Genomic DNA, 26,502 nt, shown 5'->3' with positions numbered 1-26,502 from the left:
GCTGTGTTTATCGTGTTTGTAATAGTTGTGCCGCGTATTCAGATACCGTGGTTAAACCATCTTTATTTATGCCAGTGCGTTCATTAGTGGTTTCTAAAACTCGCGCTAGCCAGTTTTCTATTGCCGTTGCAGTAGCTTCTTCATTGCGTAGGTAATCTACTGCGTTGATGCGGTGAAGTGCTTTTGCGCGAATCAGCTGTTCTTTGCGAGGAATCTCGCGGGGAATAATCAAAGCGGGAACGTTGGTAGCTAAAATTTCACAAACCGTGTTGTATCCGCCCATGGCGATTACCGCGCTGGCTTCTCCGATATGCCGTCCCAGTCCAGGTAGGCTTTGAATGATTTGAGTATTTTCGCTTGCCTGGGTACGCAAGTCATTTACTGCGGCTTCATCAAGCTGTGGCCCGGTGACTATTAGGTGACGGTATGCTGCCGGAACTTTAGCTGCTACGGCTGCGGTGAGTATCCGTTGCCCGTCTTCTCCCCCTCCGGTGGTGGTGAGAATAAATGGGCGGGTTGTTTCTGCGATTTGTTCTGCAGCTGCCTGTGAGTCGGTTTTCCGGCGTCCGTGCGCCAGGTAACCGGTGAATTTCGCTAAGGGGGCCAGCTGGGTAGGAATCTGCCCATTTTCAAGTGGGTTATATACCTTTTCGTCACCGTATACCCAGACGTTATCCAAAAGTTCAGCCAGGGCAGTTAAATCTCCCAGGGCTTCCCATTCTTTCGCGACTACGTCTGGTTCATCTAGGATTTCTCGTAAACCGAGGACGATTTTTGCGTGTCGATTTTGTGCTTTTAGTGCTTGGAGGGGATGCCGTAGTTCGTTCCAGACTCCGTAAATGTGCCGGTCCACGATTACCAGGTCGGGATTAAAACCAATCAGGGCTGCTTTGATAAGTTCAGAGCGCAGTCCGATTAGTCGTCCGGTTTCAGATTTTAAGGAACGGGCTTGGTATCCGTTTGCACCTTTGCTTACTCCGGGGATGGTTACCCAGTCAAAACCAGTTGGGAGAGGGAAACGGTGGGTAGGTGCCAGACCGGAAATTAGCAGCCCGCTGACGCTTCGCCCGGTGAGGCGAGGCAAGTCCTGTACCAGCTGGTGTGCGATTGCCAGGTTACGGCGGATATGTCCGAGTCCTTGGGAATCGTGGCTGTAGAGGACTATTTTCAACGGATTTTCGTTCATATTCGTGCTCTTTTAGTTCCGAGGGCGCTTTCTTGAAGCCTGATAACCCTAATAGTGGCAGGCAGAAAAAAGAACAGAATGAGGGTTAAATTAGAGCTTTCTTAGATTTGGAAAAGAACCCTTATTTTCCGGGGTTTTCTTTCTAATCTTTCTGGTGAGAATGTGATTACTATCCTATTAACCTGGGTTCGGCGTTAATCAAATTGCATTCACCTAAATCCTTCTGTATAGTCTTTTATGTCTTAAGGCGTTCGCGCTTAAAGATTTGCGAGTGTAGCTCAATGGTAGAGCCTCTGCCTTCCAAGCAGATGGTGCGGGTTCGATTCCCGTCACTCGCTCCATTTATGAAAATAAATGAATATCGGGGTATGGCGCAGTTTGGTAGCGCGTCCGCTTTGGGAGCGGAAGGTCGTGGGTTCAAATCCCGCTACCCCGACACTTAAATAAAGTGGCTGTGAAATAAGTTCACAGCCACTTTTCATTTCTATTGCTTTACCTGTTACGTCCTTTGCCGGCGCTTTGTTTTTCGACGATTCATAGCAGTTTGGCATTTTGCAAAGTTTTGCTTCAAACGCAATTGTTTGAAGCAGAAACTCGCTAGAATTTTCTTGATATCCCGCACATGTCTGTCTTCACTAGCAACGACGTAGTGAAGGCACTAAGAATCCCATAAATCTCAATGTTGAGAGGAGTACGCATGAGGCGTTTTAGCGTCTTAGCTGCCGGTGCATTGATAGCAAGCTCGCTGACATTCTTGCCAACGGTTGCTCATGCTACGGAGACAAACCTTGCTGTAGACCCCGCGGTAAAAGCTACTGCCGCCGGACAAGAAGTCCCAGATCGTTGGGGCCCTGAACTGGCTATTGATAACGATAAGGGTGGAGATTTCGCTTTCCGCGATAACCGCGCTAACTTTCGGTCTCCAGATGCTTCCCGTTGGTCTGCTAACAATGACGATGAGACTTGGTTAAAGCTAGATTTGGGCAAGTCTGCGAAAGTCACTCAAGTGAAGATCACTTGGGGGAAGCAATACTCAAAAAACTTCGATATTGAAGTCTCAAAAGATGACGTAGTTTGGACGAAACTCAAATCAGGATTAAGTGGGTCTGCTTCAAATGAGCAGACAGTTGATTTAACTACTGACGGAAAGGGTGTTGAATCCCGTTATATTCGTTTGTCTTCTCACCAGCGTTCGGCGACCTATGCGATTAGTGTTTGGGAGTTTGAAGTCTTTGGAGAGTTTCTACCTGCCACTGAGCCAGCAGATCCCGGGACGAGCCCCCCTAGCATTCCCGAAGCTCCGGGTGCCTCTACTACCCCACAAACGCCTGAGTTAAATAACCTTGCGCGTGAAGAAAGCGTTGTAGTCACTGCGATTGGTCAAGAAGTTAGTGACAAGTGGGGGCCTGAGTTGATCGTTGATGGCAAAGACGGCGGCCCACAAAGAGACCAAGCAAGTGTCCATTTAGCAAATGATGCTTCCCGCTGGTCTGCTCCAAATCAAGATGAGGTTTGGTTGAATATTGACCTGGGATTCCGGGCTGAACTAAGTAACGTGGAAATCACCTGGGGTAAGCAGTGGTCTACCGACTATGACATTTGGCTATCCCTAGATGGGAATGATTGGAATAAGGTAAAGACTGGTTTAGTGGGCGAACGCTCTGCTAAGCAAACGATTGATGTTCGTGTGGCTGAAAAGCCTGTTGCTGCCCGCCACGTGCGTTTAGTTTCGCATAAGCGTTCTGGGAAATATGCCACTAGCGTTTGGGAAATTGGCGTTTTTGGCGTGGCGTTAGAAAAGCCGGTTCCAAAACCTGTTCTACCTCCTTTAGTTCCCCTGCCGAAAGAGTATTCTCTGACTGACGCTGATTCTTTCTTTACACTTTCAGCACAATCCCAGATTGTGGCTGCTCCGAATGCGCAGGTTGAAGCTAATCTGTTGGCCGATAAACTTCGGAAGTCCACTGGTTTTGCACTCCCGGTGGTAACTGCATCTGCTGATGAAATCCCGGATTTGGTGTTAATTAACCGGGATTTACCTGGCGTTTCTGGTATTGCAGCTGAGCGTTACACGCTTACTGTGACGGAAGCTGGCGTAACTGTCACCGGTGATACCGCTCACGGCTTATTCAACGGGACGCAGACTTTGATGCAACTGTTCGGCGGCTGGTCACAGTTTACGCAACCGACTACTGGCCTTTGGAAGATTCCGGCATTGCAAATTGACGACCAGCCTCGCTTTGCTCACCGGGGTAATATGTTTGACCCTTCGCGGAGTTTCCACACAGTTGCTGAGATGAAGCAGGCAATTGACGTCTATAGTAGTTTCAAGTTCAACGTGTTACACGTTCACTTGGCTGATGATCAGGGGTGGCGGATTGAAATTACGAATGAAGGAAAACACCCTGAAGATAAGATTGATTACTCTTTGCTGACTTCCGTTTCTGGCAAGACAGCTATGGGGGAAGGTAAGTCTCGGTTCAATAGTCCAGCTGGTAAGACTGGTTTCTACACGCAAGCTGAGTGGAAGGAAATCGTAGCGTATGCGCGGGCACGCCACATGGAAGTTATTCCAGAAATCGACTTGCCCGGTCACACTAATGCTGCTTTGCACGCAATTCCTCAGTTGAATACTCCCGGTTCTTCACATGATGGTACTCGCACAGCCAATAACCAGTTGATTACTGATCCAAGTAGTTATTTGACGGCTCCAGTTCAGGATACTGGAGATGTGGGTGGTACCTATTTGGATATTGATGATCCGGCGACTTTGCGTTTCATTGATCATGTGATTACCCAGATTAATGACCTGACTGGTTCTAAGTACTTCCACTTTGGTGGTGATGAAGCGCATGCGCTTACGAATAAAGATAGGGGCGCAACTTATCGTCGTTATGTTGAGAAGATAGCGCAAATCGTTCGTTCTAAGGGGCTTACGCCGATTACTTGGAATGAAGCTGCGGCTGCTAAACAGCAGCCAGGTGACGTGCTCCAACTGTGGAACGGCGGCCATGCCGCGGTTAATCATTCGGTGCGAGTTGAAGGTGCTAAGGCGATTTATTCTAATGCTGGTAATCTCTATTACCCGCAGAGTCCTGCTACTGGGGTAGCTGGCGCAACTTGGGCTTGCAGGGGTTCTTGTCGTTTAGCGAACTGGTACAACTATGATCCTGCTCAGGCTTTGAACTTACCTGATAGTGACGTGTTGGGGATTGAGAGTGCACAGTGGAATGAGCATGTGCGTTCTATGCAAGACGGTTTCTTCATGCAGTTCCCCCGAGCTTTAGCTGCCGCTGAAGTGGGTTGGACTCCGCAGGCGAAACGTGTTGGCAAGTTAGTTGATTTTAAGCGCCGCGCCGGTGCTTTGGTTAATGGTTTGTCTGCTCAGGGCGTGGATTTCTATCACGGGGATGGTCTGAATCCAGCTGTTAGTTTAGTTGGTGCTATTCTGCCAAAACCGGTGTCTGCCGATGCTACAGTAGGTTACTTGTTCTCTCCGGCGACTGCTACTTTCGCGGTTACTGGTGGGAAAGTTACTTGGGATAATGGGAAGACTTCTGCGGTGTCGGTTTCGCAGGCGCGCCCTTACTTGGCGGGTTCTCCTGCTAATCATGAGAACCGTCAGCAAAATGGTATTTTCCAGTTGCGTTTGGTTGGTGAGGTTCCCGAGGGCGTTTCCGAGGGCGCTCTTTCAATCTTTATAAATGGACTGGAAGTTTCTGGTCAGTCGCCGGTTAAATTGGTGACTATCACGGTTCCAGATCCGCAACCAAAGCCAGATCCACAACCGAAACCGGATCCGCAGCCAAAGCCAGATCCACAGCCGAAACCGGATCCGCAACCAAAGCCAGATCCAAAACCGAAACCGGATCCGCAACCGAAACCGGTTCCAAAACCGAAACCGGATCCGCAACCGAAACCGGTTCCAAAACCGAAACCGGATCCGCAACCGAAACCGGTTCCAAAACCAGTACCTAAACCGGCTCCCATACCAAGTTTAGATCCAGTTCCGGGAGCAGGTTCACCTCCGCTGGTAACGCCTCCGCTTCCACCAGTGCGCCAAGCACCGGTAACTTCACAGGCTCCTGCCCCAACGCTTAAGGCGGACACTACTAAGTCTGCAAAGGCTAAAGAATCCGCTAAGGAAAAGGAAAAGGCGCAAGCAAAGCCTACCGAGTCTAAAAAGTCTACTGAGAAGTCAAGTATTACCTCTAAAGAGACCAAATCTACTACCAAAAACACTTCTTCAGCTAAGTCTTCTAAGATAACTGTTCCAGCTGAAGATGCCTCTTGGTCGTGGCTGGGCTTAGGACTTTTAGGAGTCGGAGGACTAGCTCTAATAGGGGCTGGTGCGGCTTTACTGCTTAGCCTACGTAAACCCTAGGTTCATTGTTTAGCTGCTAAAAGCAACAGCCTTTTCTAGGAGGTTTTACTTCCGCCCTCACAGTGGCGGGGTGGTCGGTTAAATAAACTCGACTGCCCCGCTACTTGTATATCCGCTATGATTATTCCTATGACTAAAATTGAGATTACCCCTGTATTTGACCAGGCTATTGCAGATGTTTCTGTTAAACCCACCGAAGATTTTTTCCGCTACGCTAACGGCACTTGGCTGAAAGAACATGAGATTCCCGCTGACCGCCCTAGTGATGGCGCTTTCTACACCCTGCGGGACGCTTCTGAACTGGCAGTTAAAGAAATCGTTGAAAACTTAAAGGCCGATAGCGATAACCCTAATGAAGCGAAACTGGCAAAACTTTTCGCTCAGTTCATGGATGAAGAAACCGTCAATGCGCTAAAAGCTGCTCCTTTAGCAGCTGATTTAGAACTTATTGAAAAGGCTTCTAACCATGCTGAAATGCTTGAAGCTATTGCGGATTTAGCTAAAGTTGGGGTAGCTGGTTTTGCCGGGGTAGCTGTTTACCCAGATGTGAACAACCCAGCTCAATACGGCCTCTACCTCTACCAAGGAGGACTTTCTCTTCCAGATGAGGCTTTCTACCGGGAGGAATCTTCCGCACCCATCCGTGAGGCTTTAGTTCGTTACCTAAATACGGCGGCTTCCCTATTAAAAGCTGATGAAACTCTTTCTTCTCAGCTGGTCGATGACCTGCCGGAAAACTTCGGCGAATCCGTTTTAGCTTTTGAAACCGAATTGGCTAAATCCCACTGGGATCGGGTAGCTTGCCGTGACGCGATTAAAACTAATAACCCTAGTTCTCTAAAAGAACTGGCTCAAAAGATTCCTAATTTTCCTTGGCAGTCTTTCCTACAGGGAGTCGGTTTAGAAGTTACCGAAGATTCCGTAGCAAATGTTGAACAACCTTCTTTCTGGGAGGGCTTCGTAAACCTGTGGGAAAACACTGATTTAGCAACTCTTAAACTGTGGCTCACTGCCCATGTGATTGCCGCCCGCTCCCCCTACCTACACCAGGAATTGGTCGATAACAACTTCGAGTTCAGCCGTATTCTTACTGGCGCCACTGAACAACGCCCTCGTTGGAAGCGAGGAATTGCTTTTGTAGAAGATGCCATGGGAGAAGCAATTGGCGAAATCTATGTGGCCCAGCACTTCCCTCCAGCACATAAGGATAAAATGCTGAAGCTGGTTAATAATCTGTTAGAAGCCTACCGCCAGTCTATTTCTACACTGGATTGGATGGGGGAAACTACCCGCGAGCGCGCCCTTGATAAACTTTCTAAGTTTGTTGCGAAAATTGGTTTCCCTGATAAGTGGGAAGACTACACTCGTTTAACTGTGGGTGAGAACCTGCTACAGTCAGTTCGCAATGTGGCTGCGTTCGCTTCCTTGCGTCACTTCGAGCGTTACGATCAGCCAGTTGATCGTACTGAGTGGCTAATGACCCCGCAAACGGTAAATGCTTACTACATGCCTCCAGCAAATGAGATTGTTTTCCCAGCGGCTATTTTGCAGCCTCCTTTCTTCCACCCTGAGCAGTCTGATGCGGTTAACTACGGGGCGATTGGGGCGGTTATCGGCCACGAAATCGGTCACGGTTTTGACGATCAGGGCGCGCAGTATGATGGCACCGGCCAGTTGAAGAATTGGTGGGAGGAAGCTGATGAGACTGAGTTCAAGAACCGCACTAAGGCGTTGATTGACCAGTATGCGCAGTTCTCCCCAGCCCAGTTGGACGATGAGTTCAAGGTGAACGGTGAGCTGACGATTGGCGAAAACATTGGCGACTTGGGTGGCATCACCATCGCGTGGAAGGCATACCAGTTGGCATTGGCAGAGCGTGGGTTGGATTCTCACGAGGGCGATGTGTCTGATGCTCTTAACGGGGCTGAGCAGTTCTTGTATTCTTGGGCACGCATCTGGCGTGGTAAGGCTCGTGACGAATACTTGAAGCAGCTGCTGACTATTGATCCGCACTCTCCTGCTGAGTTCCGTTGCAACGGGATTTTGCGTAACTTTGACCTGTTCCACGAGACTTTTGGGACTCAGCCGGGCGATGCCATGTGGTTGGATCCAGCCGACCGCGTGCGAATTTGGTAGTTTAATTCCTGTTTAAACAGTATTTTTGGGGGGATGCTTCTAAGCATCCCCCCAAAAAAGCATGATGGTTAAAGTTATTCGTTTGGTTTTTTCTGAACTGAAGTACCAGGTAACTAAAGATCACGCCAATAGCAGCGAGTAACGCCAAGACAGTATGGATCATTTCCCCTGGATCTGCTGCATATTTAACGGTATCTACCTTTAACAGGTCGAATACAATGTATTCACCGAAAGTAAGTACGGTAGTAGCCGCTGTTGCAGTGACTACCAAGACGGTCAATAATCCTCTACTAAGCCACTTTTCCAAAATCAGCATTTCCATTAGAAATAGTAGCGGAGCAAAGTTATCACTACCGGTTACCTTAAATGTAAAAATTTGATTTGGTTTCCTCTATTAAGATCTGGCGCAACTGATTTTCCCATTTCTGCAGAAGAATAAAAGTACGTCGGCCCCTTTGAGATCACCCAAAGTATTTCCACGTTCCCGGACGGTTCTACATTATTTCCTGGCCACAAGCAGTGATCCCGAAAATAAGCAAAGCTAAAAAATAAAGAACTTTTCCTCATCCTTAACCACAATAACTAATGTGCAAACATGTAAGAGATTTTCTTAAATGAAATTTGGTCAAGCTTTACAGTTGTAATCTAACGTAAAATAGAAGCTAGCAAGCTACATATAAGTAGGAACAGAAATATTAGGGAGCATACATGCCAGGAATGAACCTGACCCGCGCGGAAGCTGAAGCTCGCGCAGCCGTTGCAAAAGTCTACACTTACGACGTGGATCTGGACTTGACCACCGGAAGCGAAACCTTCCTCTCCAAGTCCACTATCACTTTCGATGCCCAGGCAGGTGCCAGCACCTTCTTAGACTTGGTCGCCGACGAAGTTCTATCCCTTGTAGTTAACGGTGAAGCACGCCCAGTTGATGCCTACCAGGATTTCCGTATCCAACTGGATAACCTGGCTGAAAACAACGTAGTTAGCGTTGAAGCCATCTGCCGTTACATGCACACCGGTGAAGGTCTGCACCGTTTCACCGACCCAGCCGACGGCTTGGACTACTGCTACTCCCAGTTCGAAGTACCTGATGCCCGCCGCGTATTCGCAGTATTCGAACAGCCCGACATGAAGGCTCGTTTCACCTTCCACGTAACTACGCCTGAAAACTGGGTAGTTTTCTCAAACTCCCCCACGCCAGAGCCCACCGCCCTCGAAAATGAAAAGAAGCGCTGGGACTTTTCCGAAACCGAACTCATGTCTTCCTACATCACCGCCATTATTGCCGGCCCTTACGTAGGTGTCACCGATTCTCTAACCAGCGCAGACGGCCGCGAAATCCCACTGGGCGTGTACTGCCGCCAGTCCCTGTTAGAACACCTGGATGCCCAGTGGATGTTTGATGTCACTAAAGCCGGCTTCAAGTTCTTCGAAAAGGAATACGGCCACGTCTACCCATTCCGCAAGTACGACCAAATTTTCGTCCCCGAATACAACGCAGGCGCCATGGAAAACGCCGGTTGCGTAACTTTCCGCGACCAATACATTTTCCGCTCTAAGCCCACCGTCGCGCAGCTGGAAGGTTTGGCTAACACCGTCTTGCACGAACTGGCACACATGTGGTTCGGAGACCTGGTCACCATGAAGTGGTGGAACGACCTGTGGCTCAACGAATCCTTCGCAGAATTCATGTCCCACCTGGCACTGGCAGAAGGCACCCAGTGGAAGGACGCTTGGACCGGCTTCATGGCTCGTAAAGACTGGGGCATGACCCAAGACCAGATGCCATCCACCCACCCCATCGTCGCAGAAATCCGCGACTTAGAAGACGTAGAAGTGAACTTCGACGGCATCACCTACGCAAAGGGCGCCGCCGTGCTGCGCCAGCTGGTTTCCTACGTGGGCCGCGAAAACTTCTTCAAGGCACTGAACGAATACTTCAACAAGCATTCCTGGGCAAACACCACCTTGCCTGACCTAATGAATGAGCTGGAAGCCGCTTCCGGCCGCGATCTGAAGGCCTGGTCAAAGGTCTGGTTGGAAGAAGCTGGCGTCACCTTACTGCGCCCAGAAATCCACGAAAACGCTGACGGTACGTTAGCTGAACTGGCAGTTTTGCAAGAATCCTTCACCCCGGGCTCTTCCCTGCGTCCACACCGCTTAGCAGTTGCCGGCTATTCCAAGACTGAAAACGGGATTGAACGCGTCTTCCACAACGAGTTGGATATTGAAGGGGCTCGCACCGTAGTTGCAGCTGCCGCTGGAATTGCCCGCCCTGACTTTATCCTCATCAACGACGGAGATTTGGGTTACGCAAAGATTCGCCTAGATGACCAATCCTTGGCATTTGCCAAGGCAAATATCGGTGGCTTCAGCGATTCACTCACCCGCTCCCTCATCTTAGCTGCAGCTTGGGATATGCTGCGTGACGGCCAGATGCAGGCCCGTGACTTCCTTGAACTGACTTTATCGGCGCTTCCTACCGAAACCGATATTACGATGTTCGGTTTACACCTGCGGCACATCGACCTGGCAGCCGTGCGTTACCTACCGGCCGCGCAGCGCGAAGAAGTTTTGGAATACGTGGGTTCTCGGCTGCTGTGGCTAGCTCGCGCAGCTGCCGCTGAATCTGATCAGCAGCGTCTGCTGGTACAAGCTGCTGCGCGCCGCGCCTGGTCTGTTGAAGATCGCCAAGCAGTTAATCGGATTCGCACCGGCGAGGACGGTTTGCTGGGACTATCTTTAGATGTAGACATGAAGTGGGAACTGCTGATCTCTTGTATTGCTAATGATGTTGCTTCTGAATCTGAAATCGAAGCTTTGCTTGCTGAAGATACCACTATGACTGGTCAGCAAAAAGCTGCTCAAGCTCGGGCTGCAATCGCCTCAGCTGAAAATAAAGTAGCTGCGTTAGATGCAGTTATGTTCGACGCAGAGCTTTCTAACGATATGCGGATCGCAACCGGCTTAGGCTACTGGGCTAACTCTGCTTCACACCCTGAACTATTCGCCGCCGGTGTAGAAAAATTCTATGCGTCTTTAGAACAGATTTGGGCAGATAACACTTCTCATACCGCGCAGTCGATTGTCGCCCTTGGTTTCCCCGGGCCAGTTGTAGGGCGAATAGCTGGAGTTGATGTAGTGGGCTTAGGTAAAGCTTGGCTCTCAGCTCATCAGGATGCTCCAGCTGGTCTGGTGCGTCTAGTTAGCGAACAGGTAGCCGAAGCCCAACGCGCCGAAGTAGCTCAGCAACTGTGAGACACTTCTTTACGGCTTAAATGCCCTTTTGGTGGGGTGAACCACCCCAGGTTCACCCCACCAATGCTCTAACCTCTAAGAGACAGATTAAGATCATGCTGCAAGTATTCTCACCCTTAACTGGCGTAGTTAAACCCCTATCAGACGTTAAAGACCCGGTTTTAGCAGAAGAAATTATTGGTGCCGGCCTGGCAGTTTATGCTAATGAAACTCGCATACATGAGGTGTGCGCCCCGGTTTCAGGACGGCTTTTGAAAGTACACCCGCACGCTTTCTTAATCTTCACCCCAATTGGGATAGGCATCCTGGTCCACCTGGGCGTAGAAACTGTAACTCTTAAAGGTAAAGGCTTTACTGTCTTATGCGCCGAGGGAGACACCGTTGAACTGGGTACGCCGATTGTGCGTTGGGATCCACAAGTTGCTATAGACGCCGGATTAGACACCACTATTTCCGTAGTGGCGTGTAACGTAAAACGGCAGCAGATTTTCTCAGACCTACACGGACATATGGAAGTAGCGCAGGGCGAAGAATTCTTCCACGTTGTCTCCGCCTAATACGCTTTAACCTTAAGTTACTACTTCCCAACGCCCTCGTTCATAATCTGCGCAAAACGCTGCAGATCGTGACTTGCCAAATCTTCTACCAACACTTCTTCCCCAGTGGAGTCAGTTAGCGGCACATCCCAGTTCGGGTACTCCCGGTCAGTGCCCGGCAGATTCTGCGGACGCGCATCCCCCACCATATCCACCAAAGAAACTGCCAGCAGTTTAGAATCAGTGCGCGCAATATAACGGTAGAGTCCCTCAACCACAGTCTGCTCGTCATCACGCTTATCTACCGGCATCATTCCGTATTCATGTAAACGATCCAACATTGCATCTAGTTCAGCCTTATCAGCCGCACGTACCTGCTCAATCGGTTCTACTAATAAGCCCAACTGCTCACGCAACGTTGTCTGTACCCCCCGCAAGTAACCAACTGTAGGAGGCAGATCATGCGTATTAACCGCAGACATACAATTTACTCGGTAGTGGTCAGCGTGCATAGGTGAACCGTCATCTTCTTTTTCAAACCAAAGAATTGAAGTACCTAAAATTCCCCGGTCACTTAAGTATCCGCGCACCCAAGGCTCCACAGTTCCCAAGTCTTCCCCGATTACAACGGTTCCGGCACGCTGTGCTTCTAAAGCCAGTACACCCACCATTGCTTCATGATCGTAGTAAACGTAGCAACCATAGTTAGCGGTTTGCCCAGAGGGGATCCACCAAAGGCGGAATAACCCCAGAATATGGTCGATCCGCACTGCACCGGCGTGGGCTACAGCAGCTTGAATCATTCTCCGCAGCGGCGCGTAACCAACTTTTGCTAAGGCGCGGGGATTCCACGGTGGCTGAGACCAGTTCTGACCAAGCTGTGAGTACATGTCTGGTGGCGCCCCCACTTCCATCCCCGTGGCAAATAGGTCTGGGTTTGACCAAACTTCAGACCCATCTGGGTGAACACCCACCGCTAAGTCAGACATGATTCCGATGCTCATCCCTGCTTGTAACGCTGCCTGTTGGGCAGTTTCCAACTGCTGTGCGATAATCCACTGACACCACTGGTGGAAACGGATTTCTTCGGCGTGCGCCTGCGCGAAAGTAGCGACTCCCGGAGCATTTACAGAGTCCAGTTCGGCTGGCAATTCTTCGCCGTAGACTTCTACAAGCGCACACCAAGTGGCGAAACGTTCTAAGCCTTCTGCTTCCCGCTGCACATACTGTTTAAACTGGGATTCTCTTTGCGCAGATAATCCCAGTGAGAAAATTTCACGTAAAGCAGTAACTTTCGCAGTCCACGAGTTATCGCGACTAATCAACCCCGGCAAACCAGCTTTTTCAGTGCGGGATGCTTCCAATAGATTCTCAATCCGCAGTTTACCTGCGGGAGATACCAGCTGGTATTCAGCAATATCCTGCGGGTGAATATACAGAGGATTTAAGAACTGGCGGGTTACCGGCAAGTAAGGAGATGGCTCGATGGGGGTGGCTGGAGAAGCCGCGTGCATAGGGTTCACCAGGTGAAAATCTGCTCCGAGGGCGCCAAATTTACGGTTCAGTTCCGCTAATACCTGCGTATCCCCCATCCCCCAGGAGCTTGCTGAGCGGACAGAGTAAAGCTGTGATGAAACGCCCCACTGCTGGGCGCGCTTTTGCAGGGCAGGCGGTTCAATCCGATTGGGGACAACGATTAGATGCGCTTCAGTTACTTCCCCGTCACCTACGTGGGCAACTACTTTGTGATAGCCCGTGGGAATCCACTGTTCTAAAGCGAAGCTGGCTCTACCGCGCCACTGTCCGGCTACTTCACGGTCAGCATCCCAGTTGTCGATTTGATTCAGGTAGGCTTCTGCCCCGTCCTCGAGAAGAATTTTCACCCACACGGATTGTCCAGCCGGAACGTGAACGTGGAGTTCTTGCCAGTTACCCTCGCGTTTAATAGTGCACGCTGGGAGGGTGGTGAGCCAGGTTTCATCATCTGCAGCTCGCAGTAAAGTATCCATTTGGGCTGCATCTGGAGATAGTGAAATGGAGTTCCCTAAAGCCCGTAACGCTAAGATAAGTGTTTCAGCAGAAACTTCACAACGGTTTCCATGCCAATCCCAGTAAGTGGTGGAAATGCCATTCTTTTGGGCTAATTCCTGAATACGATTAACAGTTTCGGGGGAAACAATGGGCTGAGACATTTGCACTCCTGCGTGGTAAACCTCGGTAGTTTAGAGACAACTATTATTACATGAACCCAGCAAGTTTCCCTAGTTTTATTAGAGTTTTAGGCAAGTTCTCTTTTCATTTGGGCAACTACGCCATCAGCGTCAGGGCCGGTGACGATCTGCACGTAGTTACCAGAGCAGACAACTGCCAGCGGATTGGTTTCTCTAATCAGGGCTTCGTTCACCAGTTGAGGGTCTTTAACCCGAGCGCGAATCCGCATCATGCAGGGTTCAAGTTCCACCAGGTTTCCGGTGCCCCCTAATCCTGCGATTAGCTGCAACGCTTTTCGGGTCACAGTATTTCCTCTCTATCTGCTTTTAGTCTGTTTCAGACATCTGGTTTTAGTCCGTTTCAGACATCTGGGTTCTAGTTCTGTTGGCTGATTGTTAAACACACACCACCATGCGTGTAATCCAACTCACATAATAGTACTTTGGGGGACAGAATACAACTTTTCACCAGGGTTCCCCTGGTCAGTTTTCCCCTCCATAGGTCAAAATATAACTATGCCTAACCTAATTGAGATTCCCCAGATTGATACAGAACCATTAGCTTCCGTACTCCGTTGCCTCCAGTTGAAGCAAACTAGTTCTGATTCTTTCCAAGCTAACAACCTGCCCCAGATGAAACGCATTTACGGAGGGCAAGTTTTGGCGCAATCTCTTCTAGCAGCTTGTAATACTTTAGAAAACGGACTTACCCAAGTTCCGCATTCTTTCCACGCCTATTTTTTACAAGGCGGCTCCCCGTCTGACACCCTTGATCTGCGAGTACGCCGTTTACATGATGGGCGTTCATTTGCTTCTCGACAAGTTAGCGCCTACCAATCAGGCGTTGAACTATTAACAATGGTGTCTTCTTTCCAAAAACAGCAGTCCGGGGTGGATCATTTTGTAAAAGCACCTAAAGTGCCAGCTCCCGGTGAACTACAGTCGGCTTTTGAAATATTTAGAACTATGTCTCATCCGGTGGGGAAATTCCTCGGTAAAACTGTTGCTTTTGATGTTCGCCATGTGCAGGATCATCTTTACACTACGGTAAGTGCAAAGCCTGGGAATAGTCAGCAGGTGTGGATGCGCCCTCGTTCTGAAGTGCCGGCTCCTTCTGCTTTGGTTTCCCGGGTGCTTTTGGCATATGTGATTGATCAGGTGATGATGGAACCAGCTTTGCGTGCCCACGGCTTGACTTGGCTGACTCCCGGCATGGCGCTGGCAAGTATCGATCACTCCATGCATTTTTACCGTGATTTCGATATTAATCAGTGGTTGCTTTACGATTTATCCTCCAGTTCTGCGCAGGGGGCGCGTGCGGTGGGTCAAGCCCGAGTCTTTTCCGAGGACGGGGTGCTGGTTGCTGAAGCTACGCAAGAAGCGATGCTCCGGCTTCCCCCTGAAGGAGAATACATTAAATCTAAGTGGACTTTTGATTTATAAGTACGTAGTTAAAGCATCGTCTTCACTATAGTTTTGCCCCGTTTCGATTGAAACGGGGCAAAACTACAGCAGGATTTTAGAAGGTTAGTCGCGGGTTAAACGACGATGAGTGACGCGGTGAGGACGAGCTGCTTCAACCCCCAGGCGTTCAATCTTATTCTTTTCGTAGGCTTCAAAGTTACCTTCAAACCAGAACCACTTAGCGGGGTTTTCTTCATCGCCTTCCCAAGCCAAAATGTGGGTGGCTACACGGTCCAAGAACCAGCGGTCGTGGGTAACTACCACTGCACAGCCAGGGAAGTTTTCTAACGCGTTTTCCAAAGAGGAGAGGGTTTCTACGTCTAGGTCGTTAGTAGGTTCGTCCAGCAGCAGCAAGTTCCCACCCTGTTTGAGAGTAAGGGCCAAGTTCAGGCGGTTGCGTTCCCCACCGGAAAGTACTCCGGCTGGTTTCTGCTGGTCTGGGCCTTTGAAACCAAAAGCTGAAACGTAGGCTCGTGAAGGCATTTCCACGTTGCCAACTTCAATGAAGTCTAAACCGTCTGAAACTACTTCCCAGAGGGTCTTATCTGGGTCGATCCCCGCGCGAGTTTGATCAACGTAGGAAATCTTCACAGTTTCCCCGATGCGCAGTTCGCCACCATCAAGTGGTTCCAAACCAACGATGGTCTTAAACAAAGTGGTCTTACCAACGCCGTTTGGACCAATTACCCCAACGATACCGTTACGTGGCAGAGAGAAAGACAGACCGTCAATCAGTACGCGATCGCCAAAGCCTTTCTTCAAATTCTTTGCTTCGATAACGACGTTACCCAAACGTGGGCCTGGTGGAATCTGGATTTCTTCAAAATCGAGCTTCCGAGTGCGTTCTGCTTCCGCTGCCATTTCTTCGTAGCGAGCCAGACGAGCCTTAGATTTTGCTTGACGTCCCTTAGCGTTGGTACGTACCCAATCAAGTTCGTCCTTCAGACGCTTTGCCAGCTTAGCGTCCTTCTTACCTTGAACTTCCAGACGAGCTTCCTTAGTTTCCAGGTAAGTGGTGTAGTTGCCTTCATATGGGTAGAGGCGTCCGCGGTCTACTTCAGCAATCCAGTTAGCTACGTGATCGAGGAAGTAGCGGTCGTGGGTTACGGCGATAACTGCGCCCGGGTAGGATGCCAGGTGCTGTTCTAACCACAGGACTGATTCTGCGTCCAAGTGGTTAGTTGGTTCGTCCAGGAGCAGCAGGTCTGGGGCTTCCAGCAGCAGTTTGCAAAGGGCTACGCGGCGGCGTTCCCCACCTGAGAGAACTTTCACGTCTGCGTCTGGTGGTGGGCAGCGAAGTGCGTCCATGGCTTGTTCCAGTTGGGAGTCTAAGTCCCAACCGTTTTCAGCTTCAATTTCGTCTTGGAGTTTACCCATTTCTTCCATGAGCGCGTCGAAATCAGCATCGGGGTTGCACATTTCTTCAGAGATTTCGTTATAACGCTTAAGTTTTGCCACCAGTTCGGCGCGTCCCATCTGGACGTTTTCTAAAACGGTTTTGTCTTCATCTAAAGGTGGTTCCTGTAGCAGGATCCCTACCGTGTAGCCAGGGGTAAGGCGAGCTTCCCCATTGGAAGGTTCGTCTAATCCAGCCATAATTTTTAGGATGGAGGATTTACCTGCCCCGTTAGGGCCAACCATACCAATTTTTGCGCCGGGTAAGAACGCCATAGTTACGTCATCTAGGATTACTTTGTCACCGTGTGCTTTGCGCGCACGGACCATCGAGTAAATGTATTCAGCCACTTCTACCTTCAACTCTAAAATAGGCTTGTTTACTGGTTTTTAACTTTTTCCATTAAAAACCATAGTCTCTTCTATTCTAGTTAGCTTTAGGAAAGTTAGCGACTATGGATTAGAAAACTAGATGTAAGCCACTTTGGGGTGAGGAGATTATCTAGATATCTTCCTCACCCCATGACTTTCCTACCCTAAAGTCGCCAAGGCGTTAGTTTCTTCTTCAACCCGGGCACCTGTAACTGCCTGGGGTTCTTCCGTTGCCAGGGCATCCGCAACTGTCTGGGAATCGGTTACTTTCAGGGTTCCTACTGTTGAAAGAGCCGCTTCTAAAGAATGTGGCGGGACAGTTTCAGCTGGTTTTTCACGCTCACGGTTTCCCATCTGGTGAGGCCGAGAGGGTTCTGGCTGACTGATTTTATTGAAGAGCGATAGACCAAAATTGAGGTCATGTCCCACCGCGTTTGCAACAATTACCAGTTCCATTCCTTTAGTTCCGTTTGCTTCACTGGCCCATTCATTTACTTCAAGTTTGCCGCTGACTAATACGGGTTCTCCTTTACGCAGTGAATGTGAGGCGTTTTCAGCAAGTTTTCCCCACATTCTGACGGTGTACCAGGTGACTCCCAGTTCGTGCCATTGACCGGCCTCGTCTCTGCCTTTGCGAGCTACAGCCAGGCGGAATCTGGCCAAAGAAGCGCCAGAGGGGTAGCTGGAGTATTCCACCGCAGTGCCAACCCTACCTCTTAAGGTCACATTTACCGCATCAGTGTTGGTGGGGCGGATTTTCCCAATCGGTTGCACCGTGAGGTTAGCTGTTTGACTGGCGGGTTTTTCAGTTTGGTTCCAAATTTCGTTTTCCATTTTTATTTCCTTTCGTTGTGCGTTGGTTGCTTACAGCTGGGTTTCTTTTTTCCGAGGGCGAAGAATCAGCAGTCCGCTTCCAAAACTGGCGGTAGAGATGGTGAGGGATATTAGTGTGGCGGGACCCGTTTCTGGCAGGCGTGGCTTAGTGTATTTTGGCGGCGGAAGAGAACCTGTGGAGGTTTCCTCTGGTGGAGGCTGATTTGCGGTAATTACTTGGAAGGTTTCTTCAGCAACTCCAAAGCCGTGCCCAGTTTCTGTTTCTAAAACGGTAGGGTCACTTTGGTCAGCGTATTTTGCTTCCACTACCCAGGTGTAAAAGCCAGGCTCCAAAGTGGGCACTTGAGTGGGGTCGCTCTGATACTGCCCGGCAGCTTTTACAGTGAGTAGCTGCGAACTTACGGGGGTTATTCCTGGGGGTACTGCCCCGTTTTGTTTGGGTCTTGCGTCTTTTGTATTTGCTGTTTCTTCATTTGCTTCAAATAGGGTTTCAGTTGGGGTGGGCGCGGTTGTAAACGGCCCATAAAGAGTGGCTCGGATGTTTACTTCCAATGGGTTTCCCGCATAATCGCGGGGCCATTGGGTGGCGTTTATCCAAATCTGGTCGATGACAGGATCATCGGGGCGCAGCACTGCTTGAGTTACTGCAGTTTTTATTTCTAAGGAAACCGGCTGTTTACCGGCAGTTGTTTGGATAGTTTTACTGATCTCACTTTTCTTTGCTGGCACAGTGATTAGGTCTTGATAATGTTCCATTTCAAGGATTTGGATTACTGGTGAGGGCAATCCACTGACGTGAATGGTAACTTCAATTTCTCCGCTGCCAGTTACTTGAACGGGTACTGTCTGCGCGGTTTCAGTAGTTTCTAACTCAAGTTTTTGTAAAGAAGTTTCCGTAAGTTCACCGGATTCTTCGGGAAGCGCAACAAAAGAGGCTGGCCCGTTTAGTTCTAAAGTGAGTTTCGCACCGGGAAACCAGGCGCCACTTTGAGCCTGAACTCCCAGGTTTGCAATTTTCAAGTAGGGTTCTGCGGGAGTGCTTTTTCCCTCCCAAATCGCGGGTAGGTAATAGGGCCCGGCGTAAGTATTGGCTTTAGCGAGCATTTCTTCACTCAAAGTTCCCCCATCTGTGGGGATCAGTGAGTGCATCCTGCCAAAGACTTCCAGATAGTGCTGTACCGCCCAAGAAAATGATTCAGTGTGCAGTTCGTCCTGGAGGGCTTCGTCCACATAAAAGTGATAGAGGCTGGCTAAGCGGTATGAGTTTTCTGCGCTAATCACCAGATGCAGGTCATCAAATCCCGTCATAGTTTCTCTATTACGGGGAATATCCGTACCGACTGAGTGGGTAACGATATTAGTTTCTACTTCGCCGGACTCTGCGGTGGCCAGGCCCTGACGATCTCCGTTACAGACTCCTACCATGTCCCCCGCGGTGGCGACTGCTAAGTAAGTGGGATTATAGGTTTCGTAGGTGTAGGGGTCAGCCCAGGATATGAAGGGGGTTAGCCCGGCAATAGTAAAAGCGATGCTGGCGGCGATTAGTTTCCGCCGAAAAAGGGGTCGCTGTGGTTTAGACATTTTTACCTCATAAAGCTGTTTATCGGATGATTAGTTCCGCTTAAACGTTATTTTTATGAAGTATTTTTCTGTGCGCCTCCCCCACAGGATTTTCCTGTGGATAAGTCTTAGACTTTTTCGCCTGGGTACAGATTTTTATTTCTTAGCGATCCCTAAAGCAACTACATCAGTAGCAATCTGGCGACATTCTTCGCGTGATGGCCCCTCATCTAATGGGAAAAGTACTTTACGGTAGTAAACCAGTTCTTGAATAGACTCAAGAATATCGGCTAACGCACGGTGTCCCCCGTTTTTAACGGGAGCTTCCTCAAATGCTCGGTGATACCAGCGTTTTGCTAACTCTTTTACTGAAGAAACATCAACTACCCGATAGTGCAAATGATTCATAACAGAAGGCATATAGCGTTCTAAGAACATTTTGTCAGTCCCAATTGAGTTCCCCGCCATCAAGCCACGCTTCGGCTGAGGAACAAACCGCTTCACATAAGCTAGGATTTGCCGTTCAGCTTCTTTTACACTCATTCCCTGTTCTAACTCAGCTAGCAGTCCGGAAGTAGTATGCATATCCCGCACAAAATCACTCATATTTTCTAAAGACTGTGCGGAGGGTTTAATCAGTAAATCGATCCCCGGGTCGATAATGTTCAAATCCTCATCGGTAATTACAACGGCTACTTCAACCAGCTCATCATTATCAACGTCTAATCCGGTCATCTCACAGTCAATCCACACCAAAGGGCGGGCTGGAATTTTATTACTCATAGCTACCACTGTACGTTTTTTTCTATTAGATGCGAACTTTACCCGCGTAGCATGAATATAATCAGCTCATTAGCTTCGCTTTCTTCTATACTTTTACGCTACTACCCGAGTCTGCTTTTTACCGGTTAGAATATGGGATATGACTGACTATCCACTTTCCGCAGTTGAAGTGGCTGACGCCGCTAAACGTTTACAAGGCGTCGCCAAAGAAACTGTATTAGAACATTCTGAGCGCCTCTCAAAAGAGGTTGGAGTAGATGTTTATCTAAAACGTGAAGACCTACAGCTTTGCCGTTCTTTCAAGGTTCGCGGAGCATACAATAAAATCGCTTCCCTCACCCCCGAACAGCAAAAACGCGGCGTAGTCTGCGCTTCTGCAGGAAACCACGCGCAGGGCGTTGCCTATGCTTGTGCAGCGTTGCAGATTCACGGGAAGATTTTCCTCCCGTCTAACACTCCTCGACAAAAACGCGACCGCATTAAGACTATTGGCGGGAAGTGGATTGAAAGAGTCATTGTCAATGGTGGTTTTGATCAGGCTAATGAGCTGGCCCGCACCTATGCGGAAACCGAGAACCTGGTTTTTGTACCTCCCTATGATGATCCGCTTACTATTGCCGGGCAAGGTACGATTGGCGTGGAGTTATCCGCGCAGATGCCCGCAAATACTGACACGGTAGTTGTCCCAATTGGTGGGGGCGGATTGGCTGCGGGGATTGCCCTGTGGTTGAAAACCCACCACCCAAAAATACGCGTGGTTGGCGTGGAACCGGCGGGAGCGGCTTCAGCTGCAGCAGCGAGGCGCGCGGGGAAACCAGTTACGATTAAGGTTTCTGATAACTTTGTTGATGGCACTGCCGTGGGGAGAGTGGGCGATACTCCATTTGAGTTCTTAAATTCTCTTTTAGATGATGTGGTGATTGTTCCCGAGGGCGCTGTCTGTTCGCAGATGCTCGCACTTTACAATGCGGAGGGAATCATCGCTGAACCTGCTGGTGCGTTAGCTGCTGCCGCAATCCACGGTTATCTTCCTCACCAACCGCAAGGGCCGGTAATCGGAATCGTTTCGGGCGGCAATAATGACCTTTCTCGCTACGCGGAAGTACAGGAACGTTCTTTACTCCATGAAGGCTTGCGCCATTACTTCCTGGTAACTTTCAGTCAAGAACCGGGAGCTTTACGTCGTTTCTTAGAAGACGTTTTAGGACATGATCAGGACATTGTTCATTTTGAGTACACTAAGAAGAACAACCGTGATACTGGCCCGGCTTTAGTGGGGATTGATATTGTTTCCCCTCAAGATTTAGCTGATTTGTTGAAAAGGATCGACGATTCTCCACTTCATGTGGAGCATATTTCTCCCGATTCTGAGATTTTCAGACTTTTAGTGTAAATTTAGGTTGTTGCCTCCGTAGCTCAGTGGATAGAGCAGGTGCCTTCTAAGCACTTGGTCGCAGGTTCGAATCCTGTCGGGGGTACCATCAAAACTGGTGTGGGGTGCAAGATTTTCTTGCACCCCACACCAACTTTGTTTAAGCGAACGCTATTGGTTCGTGAATCCCTGGGAGTTTCCCATTTGGCCAGTATTTTGCTGACTGAAGAGTATTTCCGTCCCAGTAGATGACTCCGTGTCCGATTGGGCGGTCTAGTCGGTACTCATGCAGTTCGTAACACAATACCTCATCAGTTTCTGTATCTATTACGGGTCCCATTGGGACAAGTCGCCTGTAGAAATAGCCTGTTTCCGGATTTTCAGCAGGTATGTGGATTACCCCGTCAGCGGTAACTCTTTCCTCACCCGGACCCGGCAGCTGGTCTGCAAGGCAGGCTAACGCTAGATCCTTGACAGCCCGGGCTAATGGCAGTTTCATGTGTGCCAGTTCATTGTTGCGGTCAGCGACTTTTTCAAGTGGTTGTTCGGTTAGCTCTCCGTCTTGCACCTGATAGTAAGCTAAGAGCTGGTCGTTGTCACAGATGTCCCGGTAGTCCACGTAGATTTCGTACCCTGCTTTATCATCTTGTTCAGACAAAACCAAACTTGGAGCAAGCTCTTCACCATCTGGTTTTCTTACTGCAGGGCAAATCGCTGTGTCGATAAAATAGCGAACCGTGCTGTGCTCATTTCGCTGCACTGTGAATGAGCCTGAGATTTGGGGATACCCACTGTTTCTTAGAATATTTGGCCAGTTCGTATAGTTTTCCATCAGTCAATCCTTAAGATGTATCCACTTGGTGTTAATGAGGCTACGCGTCTTCCCCTGGGATCATATAGTTTCCAGGCTGTGCCACCATGACCTGAATGGTCTTTCTCGATGCGATATGCTTGCCCTCTTTGTTCATAGCGAGCAGCCCCTCTTTTTACGGTGAATCTTCCCAAATCAATGACGCTACTTGCCCCCGTACGTATAAACGTTGAGGAAACATTGACCCGCCGGCACATAGGATAGAGTTTCCGTCAGTTGTAGCACTAATAGAAAAGGTTTCTATCGGCAAAGACTGTGGCTGACATGGACGAGTTCGATTAAAAGGTTACTCTGAATCTCCTTCAGAGTTTAATCCCCCCCAGGACCGAGGCAACAAGAAGGGTTCCCGTCAGAAGATGTTGCATCAGAACGCCAACACGCATTTTACTTTCTTCTTTCGTTTTTTGACATTTCCATTATTTGATTTTTATGGAGACTTTTCCAAACTATTCCACCATGTGAACAGAACTGTTCAGTCCGCACAGCGTCGGAATCTATGACAAAGCAGGGCTGTAGGAAAAAATGGTTGATGATTCAAACTTTAAGTAGTTATTTTCGTGGGGGTAGTCGGTGCCACGCACGCATACGCAGCCACCAACCTCTTGCGCGCAGCTGTTAAATGCAAGTTTTTCTGCGCGGTTTCGGCAATGAAAACTGCACGCTTAAGTAGCCTTACGCCCCCGCGTGGTTGGCGCATTTCCCGGAGGCGTCATTGTTGGTTTATTTGAGTAGGTTTTCACCTTCTGGTCCGCCCCCGTCCTGGCATCTCTGCGTATGTGATTTTTGTGAGGATGAAGGTGAAGGATGCGGATAGGAAGTGTGTTTTAGTGCGGTAACTCCAACGGGAACTAAGCTTGCGTTCGCCGCATAACCAGCACGGTTTGGAGTTGAAAGCGCGCCCGTTGCGGAGCATGGGAGAAGAACAGACAGGGCATAAAAAACACACAGGGCATGTTTTCGTCCGCTACACCTAACTGCCTGAGCGGGTTCGCGTTAAGCGTTTTAGTACAATTTCGCAGAAAATGTACTAAAACGCCCCCGAAAACCCGCCAAACTGCACCATTTTAGTACAATTTCGCAGAAATTATACTAAAACCGGTTTGCCGAGGGCCGAGGATGCGGGTAAGGAGGGCGCGAAAGCCACGTTGGGCACAGCCCCCAGTTTGCCGAGGGCGACGAGGATGCGTAGACCAAGTTGGGCGCAGCCCTGTTAGCACCCCCGCCACAGCGCATTCAAAACCCACAGCGCATTCAAAACCCACAGCGCCTTCAAAAACAAACAGCGCATAAAAACAAACCGAGCAGGTTCTAGCGTGATTTGCCAGGGCCCTGCGATGACGTAATTTCAGCTCCGGTTTTTCGCTCATTTATCAAGGAAAACCGTATTCTCAGTAAGCGCGTACACCCTCGAAGCCCCAAAACCGGTAAACGCTCAGCAACCTGGACCTAGAAACACAAAAGTGGCGACCCCTTGCGGGGTCGCCACTTTTTAAGTCAGATTAACTCAGCCTTCGACAGAGATCAGACCGGTCTTGTAAGCCTTAGCCAAACGACGAGGCACTCGAACTTCACGGCCCTGTACGCGGATGGTGACGAGCTCAGTCAGCTCAGCCTTCCAGCTAGACCGGCGAGTGCGGGTGTTCGACCGAGACATTTTACGCTTTGGCACTGCCATAGCCGCCACTCCTTCACAGAATAGAAAATAATTAACTTGCCACAGATTACTTTGCCATGTTTAGCCCTGGAATTTCCAGTTAAACCCACCAAAATACGCTGTGATATTTACCGCGTTTACGCAACCTATCCAGGATACCACCAATCACACTAGATATGAAACCGATAGCTCAGGTTACAAAACTAGTAAAACCGTGCGACTATTAGAAAAGATAGTCAAGCTAAGGAGTAGTAAATGCGGAGCGTTAAAGCTGGCACCTGGATTCGCAATGAAATCGAAATCCAGCGTTCCCGGTTTATCACTACCCTAGCCTATACGCCTACCGAAGCTGCTGCGCGCCAGCTAATTGCCACGGTGCGTGAAGAATATCCAGATGCCCGTCACAACTGCTCAGCCTTTGTAGTTAAACCTGAGGGACTAAACGAAATAGGTCACTCAAATGACGATGGCGAACCCTCAGGCACAGCTGGCATGCCCATGTTAGACGTGCTATTACGTAACCAACTAGTTAACGTCACTGCGGTAGTCACCCGCTATTTTGGGGGGATCCTCTTAGGAGCTGGCGGCCTGGTAAGAGCCTACTCAACTAGCGTTTCAGAGGCCTTAGCTTTAGCCCAGTTGGTTGAACTTAAAACTATGACGCAGTGGGTACTTCCCTGCCCACATGCCACCGCCGGACGTGTAGAAGCAGACTTACGTTCCCGCGGGATTGAAATTACTGGTTTGGAATACGACGAATACGCGCGGATTCTGTGTGCTATCCCACCTGAAAATGTGGAAGAATTTCAAGCGCTTGTTGGTTCTATTACTACGGGGGCGGTCACGCCCGAAGAACTTCCTCCAACCGTGGTAGCTGTCCCACTTGAAAACTAGCCAAGGAGATAACTGTGTCACTGATTGCAAATAATATTACGGAAACGATTGGCAACACTCCGCTGGTGCGGATTAACCGAGTCACCGATCAGCAGGCTACCGTATTGGCTAAATTAGAGTCTTTCAACCCTGCTTCTTCTGTAAAAGACCGGATCGCGGTAGCGATTGTTGATGCTGCAGAAGCGTCGGGACAGCTTTTAGCCGGAGGGAAGATTGTCGAAGCGACCTCGGGAAATACTGGAGTTGCTTTAGCGATGGTCGGTGCGGCTCGCGGCTACCAAGTAGTTATCTGCATGCCCTCTTCGATGAGCATTGAACGCCGGGTTTTAATGCGCGCTTTTGGTGCCGAGTTGATTCTCACCGACCCGAAACTTGGAATGCAAGGAGCCGTGGCAGCTGCCGAAGAGTTAGTCGCCAATTCCGAGGGCGCCGTTTTAGCCTCACAGTTTGTAAATCCGGCAAACCCAGCCACCCACACTGCTAATACCGGTAAAGAAATTTGGGAAGCCACTGGCGGTAAAGTAGATATTTTAGTTGCGGGAGTTGGCACCGGTGGAACTATTTCTGGAGCAGGTGGATTCTTAAAGAAAATGCAACCAGATTTACAAGTTGTTGCGATCGAACCAGCTGATTCTCCGTTGCTTTCCACAGGTCAAGCTGGCCCACATGGGATCCAGGGAATCGGGGCTAACTTTATTCCGCAGAACTTAGATCGGGAAATCTTAGATGAGGTCCTCCAAGCCCCTACTGAAGCTGCTTTAGAGTTTGCGCGCCGCGCTGCTGCTGAAGAAGGGCTTTTGGTGGGCATATCAGCAGGAGCAGCCCTTTGGGGAGCCGCCCAGTTAGCTTCCCGCCCGGAAAATGCTGGTAAAACTATTGTGACGGTTCTGCCTGATACGGGTGAACGGTACCTGTCTACTCCCCTGTGGTCACATTTTGCTGAATAAAGATTATTCTTTGCTTACTTAAGGATTCTTATGCACGACTCTGGAATGTCCTTTTTTGCTTTAGCTAAAGAGGATTTAACAAATGCCCGGCACCGCGACCCTGCCGCAACCTCAAAATGGGAGGTTGCTTTAGCGTATCCTGGCGTGCATGCAATCTGGGCGCATCGGATCGCCCATAATCTGTGGTACAAAGGTTTCCGGACTTTAGCAAGAGTTATTTCTTCTATTTCACGTTCCCATACGGGGATAGATATTCATCCGGGGGCTGAACTGGGCAGGCGAGTTTTTATCGACCACGGTACCGGCGTGGTAATTGGAGAAACTGCCGTAGTGGGTGAAGATGTAGTTATCTTCCACGGAGTCACTTTAGGTGGCGTAGCGATGGTTAAAGGCAAACGCCATCCCACAGTTGGCTCTCACGTGATGATCGGAGCGGGAGCGAAAATCCTCGGGCCGATAACGGTTGGTGACAGTTCTAAAATTGGTGCTAATGCGGTGGTTGTTAAAGACGTTCCTGCTGAACACGTGGCAATTGGGATTCCGGCTGCGAATAAACCTCTTTGTGAAGAAAGCCGTGCAGCTGATTTGATTGTAGATCCCACTTTATTCATCTGACCTCTGGCGGCTTCACCGATTTGCGGTGTGA

At 49.5% G+C, this 26,502-nt stretch carries 19 protein-coding genes and 3 tRNA genes; 12 read left to right on the top strand and 10 right to left on the bottom strand.

The annotated features are described in order from the left end of the window. Positions 1-7: 7 nt before the first annotated feature. Positions 8-1,186 (bottom strand): glycosyltransferase family protein, encoded by a 1,179-nt coding sequence (locus NXS08_RS05520; protein WP_259138246.1) that lies wholly within the window; start codon positions 1,184-1,186, stop codon positions 8-10. A 267-nt stretch (positions 1,187-1,453) separates the two neighbouring features. On the opposite strand from NXS08_RS05520, the gene NXS08_RS05515 reads away from it, so the two are divergent. The 4 genes from NXS08_RS05515 to NXS08_RS05500 all read left to right on the top strand — a co-directional run bounded on the left by NXS08_RS05515 (position 1,454) and on the right by NXS08_RS05500 (position 7,706). After that, a tRNA-Gly gene (locus tag NXS08_RS05515) sits at positions 1,454-1,527 on the top strand. A 21-nt stretch (positions 1,528-1,548) separates the two neighbouring features. Further along, positions 1,549-1,622: transfer RNA gene (locus NXS08_RS05510), tRNA-Pro, on the top strand. Positions 1,623-1,883: 261 nt separating this feature from the next. Then, positions 1,884-5,570, top strand: coding sequence for a family 20 glycosylhydrolase (locus tag NXS08_RS05505; RefSeq protein ID WP_259138244.1), 3,687 nt, complete (start codon positions 1,884-1,886; stop codon positions 5,568-5,570). Positions 5,571-5,699: 129 nt separating this feature from the next. Further along, complete coding sequence (locus tag NXS08_RS05500) at positions 5,700-7,706, top strand: M13 family metallopeptidase (protein ID WP_259138242.1); 2,007 nt, start codon at positions 5,700-5,702, stop codon at positions 7,704-7,706. A 1-nt stretch (position 7,707) separates the two neighbouring features. Here NXS08_RS05500 and NXS08_RS05495 read toward each other — a convergent pair whose 3' ends face one another. Next, positions 7,708-8,028: a hypothetical protein gene (locus NXS08_RS05495; RefSeq protein ID WP_259138240.1), complete on the bottom strand. Its 321-nt coding sequence runs from the start codon at positions 8,026-8,028 to the stop codon at positions 7,708-7,710. A 386-nt stretch (positions 8,029-8,414) separates the two neighbouring features. Here NXS08_RS05495 and pepN point away from each other — a divergent pair, with 386 nt between their 5' ends. Both pepN and NXS08_RS05485 read left to right on the top strand, forming a co-directional pair. Beyond that, entirely contained in the window at positions 8,415-10,964 is a 2,550-nt protein-coding gene (gene pepN, locus NXS08_RS05490) for an aminopeptidase N (RefSeq protein ID WP_259138237.1), read from the top strand. 95 nt (positions 10,965-11,059) lie between these two features. Next, complete coding sequence (locus tag NXS08_RS05485) at positions 11,060-11,521, top strand: PTS glucose transporter subunit IIA (RefSeq protein WP_259138235.1); 462 nt, start codon at positions 11,060-11,062, stop codon at positions 11,519-11,521. A gap of 20 nt (positions 11,522-11,541) precedes the next feature. Here NXS08_RS05485 and malQ read toward each other — a convergent pair whose 3' ends face one another. After that, on the bottom strand, positions 11,542-13,692 hold the full coding sequence (gene malQ, locus NXS08_RS05480) for a 4-alpha-glucanotransferase (protein ID WP_259138232.1): 2,151 nt from the start codon (positions 13,690-13,692) through the stop codon (positions 11,542-11,544). A gap of 86 nt (positions 13,693-13,778) precedes the next feature. Further along, positions 13,779-14,015, bottom strand: a complete 237-nt coding sequence (locus NXS08_RS05475; protein ID WP_259138229.1) for a PTS transporter subunit EIIB — start codon at positions 14,013-14,015, stop codon at positions 13,779-13,781. A gap of 211 nt (positions 14,016-14,226) precedes the next feature. Here NXS08_RS05475 and NXS08_RS05470 point away from each other — a divergent pair, with 211 nt between their 5' ends. Next, the gene (locus NXS08_RS05470; RefSeq protein WP_259138226.1) at positions 14,227-15,153 is read left to right on the top strand and encodes an acyl-CoA thioesterase II; all 927 of its coding nucleotides are present in this window, start codon (positions 14,227-14,229) and stop codon (positions 15,151-15,153) included. An 84-nt stretch (positions 15,154-15,237) separates the two neighbouring features. Here the strand turns inward: NXS08_RS05470 and ettA are convergent, their stop codons facing one another. The 4 genes from ettA to orn all read right to left on the bottom strand — a co-directional run bounded on the left by ettA (position 15,238) and on the right by orn (position 20,118). Then, positions 15,238-16,920: an energy-dependent translational throttle protein EttA gene (ettA, locus tag NXS08_RS05465; RefSeq protein ID WP_259138224.1), complete on the bottom strand. Its 1,683-nt coding sequence runs from the start codon at positions 16,918-16,920 to the stop codon at positions 15,238-15,240. 180 nt (positions 16,921-17,100) lie between these two features. Then, positions 17,101-17,775, bottom strand: coding sequence for a single-stranded DNA-binding protein (locus NXS08_RS05460; RefSeq protein WP_259138222.1), 675 nt, complete (start codon positions 17,773-17,775; stop codon positions 17,101-17,103). A 30-nt stretch (positions 17,776-17,805) separates the two neighbouring features. After that, on the bottom strand, positions 17,806-19,356 hold the full coding sequence (locus NXS08_RS05455) for an LPXTG cell wall anchor domain-containing protein (protein WP_259138220.1): 1,551 nt from the start codon (positions 19,354-19,356) through the stop codon (positions 17,806-17,808). A 135-nt stretch (positions 19,357-19,491) separates the two neighbouring features. Next, the gene (gene orn / locus NXS08_RS05450; RefSeq protein WP_259138218.1) at positions 19,492-20,118 is read right to left on the bottom strand and encodes an oligoribonuclease; all 627 of its coding nucleotides are present in this window, start codon (positions 20,116-20,118) and stop codon (positions 19,492-19,494) included. A gap of 139 nt (positions 20,119-20,257) precedes the next feature. On the opposite strand from orn, the gene ilvA reads away from it, so the two are divergent. Together ilvA and NXS08_RS05440 are read left to right on the top strand one after the other, a co-directional pair. Beyond that, positions 20,258-21,511 (top strand): threonine ammonia-lyase IlvA, encoded by a 1,254-nt coding sequence (ilvA, locus tag NXS08_RS05445; RefSeq protein ID WP_259138215.1) that lies wholly within the window; start codon positions 20,258-20,260, stop codon positions 21,509-21,511. 12 nt (positions 21,512-21,523) lie between these two features. Next, a tRNA-Arg gene (locus tag NXS08_RS05440) sits at positions 21,524-21,599 on the top strand. Positions 21,600-21,650: 51 nt separating this feature from the next. Here NXS08_RS05440 and NXS08_RS05435 read toward each other — a convergent pair. Both NXS08_RS05435 and rpmF read right to left on the bottom strand, forming a co-directional pair. Next, the gene (locus NXS08_RS05435; protein WP_259138212.1) at positions 21,651-22,322 is read right to left on the bottom strand and encodes a hypothetical protein; all 672 of its coding nucleotides are present in this window, start codon (positions 22,320-22,322) and stop codon (positions 21,651-21,653) included. Positions 22,323-23,865: 1,543 nt separating this feature from the next. Then, a complete protein-coding gene (rpmF, locus tag NXS08_RS05430) occupies positions 23,866-24,036 on the bottom strand; it encodes a 50S ribosomal protein L32 (protein ID WP_259138209.1) in 171 nt (56 codons plus the stop codon). Positions 24,037-24,270: 234 nt separating this feature from the next. On the opposite strand from rpmF, the gene NXS08_RS05425 reads away from it, so the two are divergent. From NXS08_RS05425 to cysE, 3 genes are read left to right on the top strand one after another with little or no spacing between them, the layout of a single operon-like run. Further along, positions 24,271-24,909, top strand: a complete 639-nt coding sequence (locus NXS08_RS05425; protein WP_259138207.1) for a YigZ family protein — start codon at positions 24,271-24,273, stop codon at positions 24,907-24,909. Between the two features lie 14 nt (positions 24,910-24,923). Then, the gene (gene cysK, locus NXS08_RS05420; RefSeq protein ID WP_259138205.1) at positions 24,924-25,856 is read left to right on the top strand and encodes a cysteine synthase A; all 933 of its coding nucleotides are present in this window, start codon (positions 24,924-24,926) and stop codon (positions 25,854-25,856) included. A gap of 30 nt (positions 25,857-25,886) precedes the next feature. Further along, positions 25,887-26,471: a serine O-acetyltransferase gene (gene cysE, locus NXS08_RS05415; protein ID WP_259138203.1), complete on the top strand. Its 585-nt coding sequence runs from the start codon at positions 25,887-25,889 to the stop codon at positions 26,469-26,471. The last annotated feature ends 31 nt before the right edge of the window (positions 26,472-26,502 follow it).

This window comes from Gleimia sp. 6138-11-ORH1, assembly GCF_024814355.1.
Taxonomy (GTDB): Bacteria; Actinomycetota; Actinomycetes; order Actinomycetales; family Actinomycetaceae; genus Gleimia.
Note: the sequence above shows the minus strand (reverse complement) of the source record. Positions and strands in the feature narration are given on the sequence as shown.

Excerpts from the sequence above, each read along its gene's own strand:
- NXS08_RS05520 (WP_259138246.1), bottom strand. The coding sequence starts at position 1,186 with ATGAACGAAAATCCGTTGAAAATAGTCCTCTACAGCCACGATTCCCAA.
- NXS08_RS05505 (WP_259138244.1), top strand. The coding sequence starts at position 1,884 with ATGAGGCGTTTTAGCGTCTTAGCTGCCGGTGCATTGATAGCAAGCTCG.
- NXS08_RS05500 (WP_259138242.1), top strand. The coding sequence starts at position 5,700 with ATGACTAAAATTGAGATTACCCCTGTATTTGACCAGGCTATTGCAGAT.
- NXS08_RS05495 (WP_259138240.1), bottom strand. The coding sequence starts at position 8,028 with ATGGAAATGCTGATTTTGGAAAAGTGGCTTAGTAGAGGATTATTGACC.
- pepN (WP_259138237.1), top strand. The coding sequence starts at position 8,415 with ATGCCAGGAATGAACCTGACCCGCGCGGAAGCTGAAGCTCGCGCAGCC.
- NXS08_RS05485 (WP_259138235.1), top strand. The coding sequence starts at position 11,060 with ATGCTGCAAGTATTCTCACCCTTAACTGGCGTAGTTAAACCCCTATCA.
- malQ (WP_259138232.1), bottom strand. The coding sequence starts at position 13,692 with ATGTCTCAGCCCATTGTTTCCCCCGAAACTGTTAATCGTATTCAGGAA.
- NXS08_RS05470 (WP_259138226.1), top strand. The coding sequence starts at position 14,227 with ATGCCTAACCTAATTGAGATTCCCCAGATTGATACAGAACCATTAGCT.
- NXS08_RS05460 (WP_259138222.1), bottom strand. The coding sequence starts at position 17,775 with ATGGAAAACGAAATTTGGAACCAAACTGAAAAACCCGCCAGTCAAACA.
- NXS08_RS05455 (WP_259138220.1), bottom strand. The coding sequence starts at position 19,356 with ATGTCTAAACCACAGCGACCCCTTTTTCGGCGGAAACTAATCGCCGCC.
- orn (WP_259138218.1), bottom strand. The coding sequence starts at position 20,118 with ATGAGTAATAAAATTCCAGCCCGCCCTTTGGTGTGGATTGACTGTGAG.
- ilvA (WP_259138215.1), top strand. The coding sequence starts at position 20,258 with ATGACTGACTATCCACTTTCCGCAGTTGAAGTGGCTGACGCCGCTAAA.
- NXS08_RS05435 (WP_259138212.1), bottom strand. The coding sequence starts at position 22,322 with ATGGAAAACTATACGAACTGGCCAAATATTCTAAGAAACAGTGGGTAT.
- rpmF (WP_259138209.1), bottom strand. The coding sequence starts at position 24,036 with ATGGCAGTGCCAAAGCGTAAAATGTCTCGGTCGAACACCCGCACTCGC.
- NXS08_RS05425 (WP_259138207.1), top strand. The coding sequence starts at position 24,271 with ATGCGGAGCGTTAAAGCTGGCACCTGGATTCGCAATGAAATCGAAATC.
- cysE (WP_259138203.1), top strand. The coding sequence starts at position 25,887 with ATGCACGACTCTGGAATGTCCTTTTTTGCTTTAGCTAAAGAGGATTTA.